The organism is Thalassobacterium maritimum (assembly GCF_031127805.1).
Classification (GTDB): domain Bacteria; phylum Verrucomicrobiota; class Verrucomicrobiia; order Opitutales; family Coraliomargaritaceae; genus Thalassobacterium; species Thalassobacterium maritimum.
In genome coordinates, this window is record NZ_JARXHW010000099.1 from 1 (window position 1) to 4,039 (window position 4,039).

The following is a 4,039-nucleotide window of genomic DNA, read 5'->3' on the forward strand; positions in this document are numbered from 1 at the left end:
CCAGCCTGCGCCGCTTTCACACCCACCACCGCTTCCGCATAACCACAGAAGCGGTAATCCTTCGGATCCTCCACAATGCCAGCACGCACAGGATTCAGATCAATATAAGCCGCCATCGTTTGCAGCGGATTGCCATGTCCCTCAACCAGAACCGACTTAAAGCGGTCGGCCCACAGCGTGCCATAGCGTTGGTGATTACGGTTAAACCACACAGAGAAACGCTGCTTCACCGCCTTCATATATTCAGAAACATCGCCCATGCGAGCCAACAGCTTCGCACGTAATTGCTGCGCCTCTTCAGAGTCAGCTTCGAGCTGGGAGGTCAGCACCTTCACCGAATCTGCCTGATACTTTGTAGGCTTAGGATACAGCACACGATAACGGCGCATTAATTCCGCATCATCGACCCGCTGACCGTCCGGCACACGCAAGAGCACATGAAAGTGGTTCGACATCACACAGTAAGTAAGCACCTCCACTCCGCAGAAATCAGCCACCTGCCAGATCATCTTACGCAGCATCTCCTTCTCACGATCCTGAAACAAGCGCTCCCCATTCACCACACGCGACATGCAATGGTAAACGGCATCTCGACCATGAACTTTTGTGCGACGAATTTTCATAATATCTCCTCCCCCTACTGACTCTCTGCGCTTCACACACCCGAGTCAACCCATTTCTTATAGCCTGGTTAATTTATTATCTTATAGCCTGGTTAATTTATTATCTTGCAGTCCCAAGGCGAGCCCCTCAAACAAGTCGCCCGCAGAACCGCACGAGGTCGTTAAGATAGATCGTAAACATACAGAGAACAAAAGATGTCATTCCGACATGACCTGTTCTATAAGCCCCGCACTTATATGAATAAAAGACTAATTACATTGCTCACCATTTCTTGTTTCTGCTCGTTGCAATTCGTAAACGCTCAATCTGTGTTTGATGTCGATTGGTCTGGGAGGTGGACTGGAGAATGGACAAGTTCAGTACTGTTCAATTCAGGTGAGATCGACATCAATCTAACCGATAATTATTACTACATAACAGGAAGAGTGAATACGCTTGATGCTAATGTGCCCCCGGTAGGAGAAGGAAGTGCTTACGATGGAAGCATTTATGGAGGAATCGACTTCCATACTGGCTTGCCGGATTTTGAGGTGTCGGCTTTAGTTAACTTATCTACTCCACCTTTTTATTCGGCAGGTGTAAGAATACGATACATAGCAGACAGTTTTAATGAGAGAGAGTATGTTCCAGGTTTCACTGACTTATTGGATATAATTTCAGGCACATACGAGATCACACAAGAAAATGATCCTTCAAACATACTCGACTATGGCACTTTTGATCTAGATCGAATTGCTGTTTCAACTTCTCTCGTCCCTTATCTCAAGCCTGTCACATCAATAGCGGGATCCTATACAATAAATGTCGCAAGCAACACCAGTTGGGTGGTCTCTGAATCACATGCATGGATCTCTGTTAGTAGAACATCAGGTAGCGGCAACAATACTATTACCATTACATATACTGAAAATTACTCTGACTCAACTCGTATTGGATTCATCGACATTGGCACTGAGACTCATACAATCACTCAGTCTGCTGGGTGGAACGATCAGAATGGCGATGGAGTTGATGACAACTGGGCTTCTAGCTACTTTAGTAAGCAATTTGACCCGAATGCCGACACAGATGGCGATGGCTTAACACATGCAGAGGAATCACGATTAAAAAGTAATCCTTTTCTAATAACTCGCCTAATCTCTACACCAGAATTTAATGAACTAGGTAAGCCTGTGATAACCATGCTAGAAATGAAACCGGTCGGTACATATATACTATTACATAGGGTAAGTTTGAACGAAGGAACTTGGACCGAACTCGCTAGATGGACTGATCCTGAGTTTGTCCAGAATTTAGCTTATACACACATAAACCAGACTGAGGATAGTGGATTTTACGCCCTTAAATTTGAAGCTCCGGATGACTAGATGATGAGCACTTGGGAGGGGGGGGGCACCCCAAGGACATAGAGCAATTTCTTATAGCCTGGTTAATTTAATCTCTCGTTCGCGAAGCCTTCAGTCCACGAAGAGGTGAGAAAGCGGGTGCCCTTGGGCAGTTGACGAAAAAAACTACATTTTCTGAATATTGTCATACTGATTTCACGTAAGACTATGGTTGGCCTGTGGGTTCACATTTTTCAGCCCCCGACAATAGAAGGTCTTTAGCACATTCTATTACCCAATCTAGTTCATTCAGTTCTAAAAATTCACGATTTGGCATGGTCATATAAAACCGACGGGGTGTTAATATGAAGGATACTTCATCAGCAACAGAGGGGCTCTCCTTTGCAATGTCCAACATAAGCTTACTTAAAAAACTAAATATAGATTGCTCCTCAGCCAAGAATCGCTTCGCCTGTTTAATATCCCAAACTCGGCATAAAATCGAAGCATCACCCATTTCAGTAACAGAAACATAAACCCACTCGTTAAAATTAAAAATATTTTTCTGATAACGAAATTTATAATACAGGTTTACTGGCGAGAAGCACCCACGCCTCTCAAGACTCATCCTAGCTCCTGGGAGACGTCTTTCAATTATCTCTTCCATCCGAGCATCTGACCTAATGAAACTTCATGGGTGAAATCCCCTGCTAACCAACCAAACCCTAAGCTAAGGGAAATTCCGGTAACAATATCTCCAGAAATCGATCCAGACTGAAATCCATACAACCTCATATTTTATATACAGGCTATAAAATTTACCATAAAATTTACCTCGTCTAGAGCTTTCTTTTTAGTTCTTGAGTGGTAAGTCATGCTTAGTCAACAGACAAGAGTTCTCACCATCAATATAAAAGTAAGGATCTGGATTCACCCACTCGTCATCCAATTTCGCATAGACACTAGAGGCACCTAGAGATTTGTAAATCGAAACCGCAAGCTCTTGTAACGACAAAAGTATCTTTTGTTCATACGCCTCACTTACCGAACAGGGTAATAATTTAGTTCGGATATCGATACTTTCGATACTTAAACTATCAGAGAAACATATAATTAGCTCAAATCCGTAGCTAGGTGTCATATCCAAAGCTTGCTCATGAGACATGGTAACCGATACGAAATCTACTTGGTTGCTTACATCCACCTCGTCTATAGTTCGCAAATCCAATGTGCTACCGTTCTTCATAAATACTATGCACTTGAAAGTCTGCGGCTCGGCACCTTTAGAATGATCTTTAAATCCACAGTCTATTAGGCATTTTTGCAAAACTGCTAAAGATTGACCAGTGCGCCTATTTCCAGCAAAGGCAATATGTATGTTGAAATGTAGTCCCATTACAGAAGTGGTGCAAATGGTTCAATAATTACAAGAATGTTATTGTCTGCCAAGAACTCCTTCGCTCCTTTCGGCGCTTTCGCTAGTAGGGTATCCGTGGCCAATATAAGTCTGTAGTCTAGTCCAAGCCTCTGCGCAGTCTCAAAACCAAGTTTTAATTCTTGAACAGACTTTATAGCCTGATGTGAACGCTTGATTGAATAGCTTGCGGTGAGGGTTTGTATATCAGCAGATTTTAGTGCGTAATTTGTAACAACATCAGCCTCGAGCCGTATTATCTGAGAACTAGGGGCCAGTGACGCAGCCACCTTCAACTCAAAGAGCAATTTCTTATAGCCTGGTTAATTTAATCTCTCCTACCCCTACTGACTCTCTGCGCTTCACACACCCGAGTCAACCCATTTCTTATAGCCTGGTTAATTTATTATCTTGAGCTTCGCTGAGGTTTAAGGATTTTTCAAGCTTGGAGATTCGATGACAGGTGCGCCTTGGCGTGGACTTCTTCTCCGGTGGAATCGGCCTCATTTTTTTCCTCCAAGGCATTGGCATGACCTTTTTAGCAGCACGATCGATTTGCCCCTAGACTCAACCGAACACTCGCCTGCGCAGGCCCTGAATCACCGCCAAATCGCCCCAATCCGAGCCACGCATCGGATTCACCTTCGGCGGATACTTGCGCCCGCGCTCCCGTTGC

Annotated in this window: 4 protein-coding genes; 1 reads left to right on the forward strand and 3 read right to left on the reverse strand. The window is 44.1% G+C overall.

Annotated features, from left to right (window positions below; all coding sequences use genetic code 11):
• The coding region (locus QEH52_RS19055; RefSeq protein ID WP_308952545.1) for a transposase at positions 1 to 623 on the reverse strand (623 nt) is incomplete at its 3' end.
• 237 nt (positions 624 to 860) lie between these two features.
• Between QEH52_RS19055 and QEH52_RS19060 the strand changes: the two genes are divergently transcribed.
• Positions 861 to 1,991, forward strand: a complete 1,131-nt coding sequence (locus tag QEH52_RS19060) for a BACON domain-containing protein (protein ID WP_308952546.1) — start codon at positions 861 to 863, stop codon at positions 1,989 to 1,991.
• A 184-nt stretch (positions 1,992 to 2,175) separates the two neighbouring features.
• Here the strand turns inward: QEH52_RS19060 and QEH52_RS19065 are convergent, their stop codons facing one another.
• On the reverse strand, positions 2,176 to 2,616 hold the full coding sequence (locus QEH52_RS19065) for a hypothetical protein (protein WP_308952547.1): 441 nt from the start codon (positions 2,614 to 2,616) through the stop codon (positions 2,176 to 2,178).
• Between the two features lie 186 nt (positions 2,617 to 2,802).
• Entirely contained in the window at positions 2,803 to 3,345 is a 543-nt protein-coding gene (locus QEH52_RS19070; RefSeq protein WP_308952548.1) for a hypothetical protein, read from the reverse strand.
• Between the last annotated feature and the right edge of the window lie 694 nt (positions 3,346 to 4,039).

What these genes read in the sequence shown, in the direction of transcription:
- QEH52_RS19060 (WP_308952546.1), top strand. Translation starts at nt 861, where the DNA reads ATGAATAAAAGACTAATTACATTGCTCACCATTTCTTGTTTCTGCTCG.
- QEH52_RS19065 (WP_308952547.1), bottom strand. Translation starts at nt 2,616, where the DNA reads ATGGAAGAGATAATTGAAAGACGTCTCCCAGGAGCTAGGATGAGTCTT.
- QEH52_RS19070 (WP_308952548.1), bottom strand. Translation starts at nt 3,345, where the DNA reads ATGGGACTACATTTCAACATACATATTGCCTTTGCTGGAAATAGGCGC.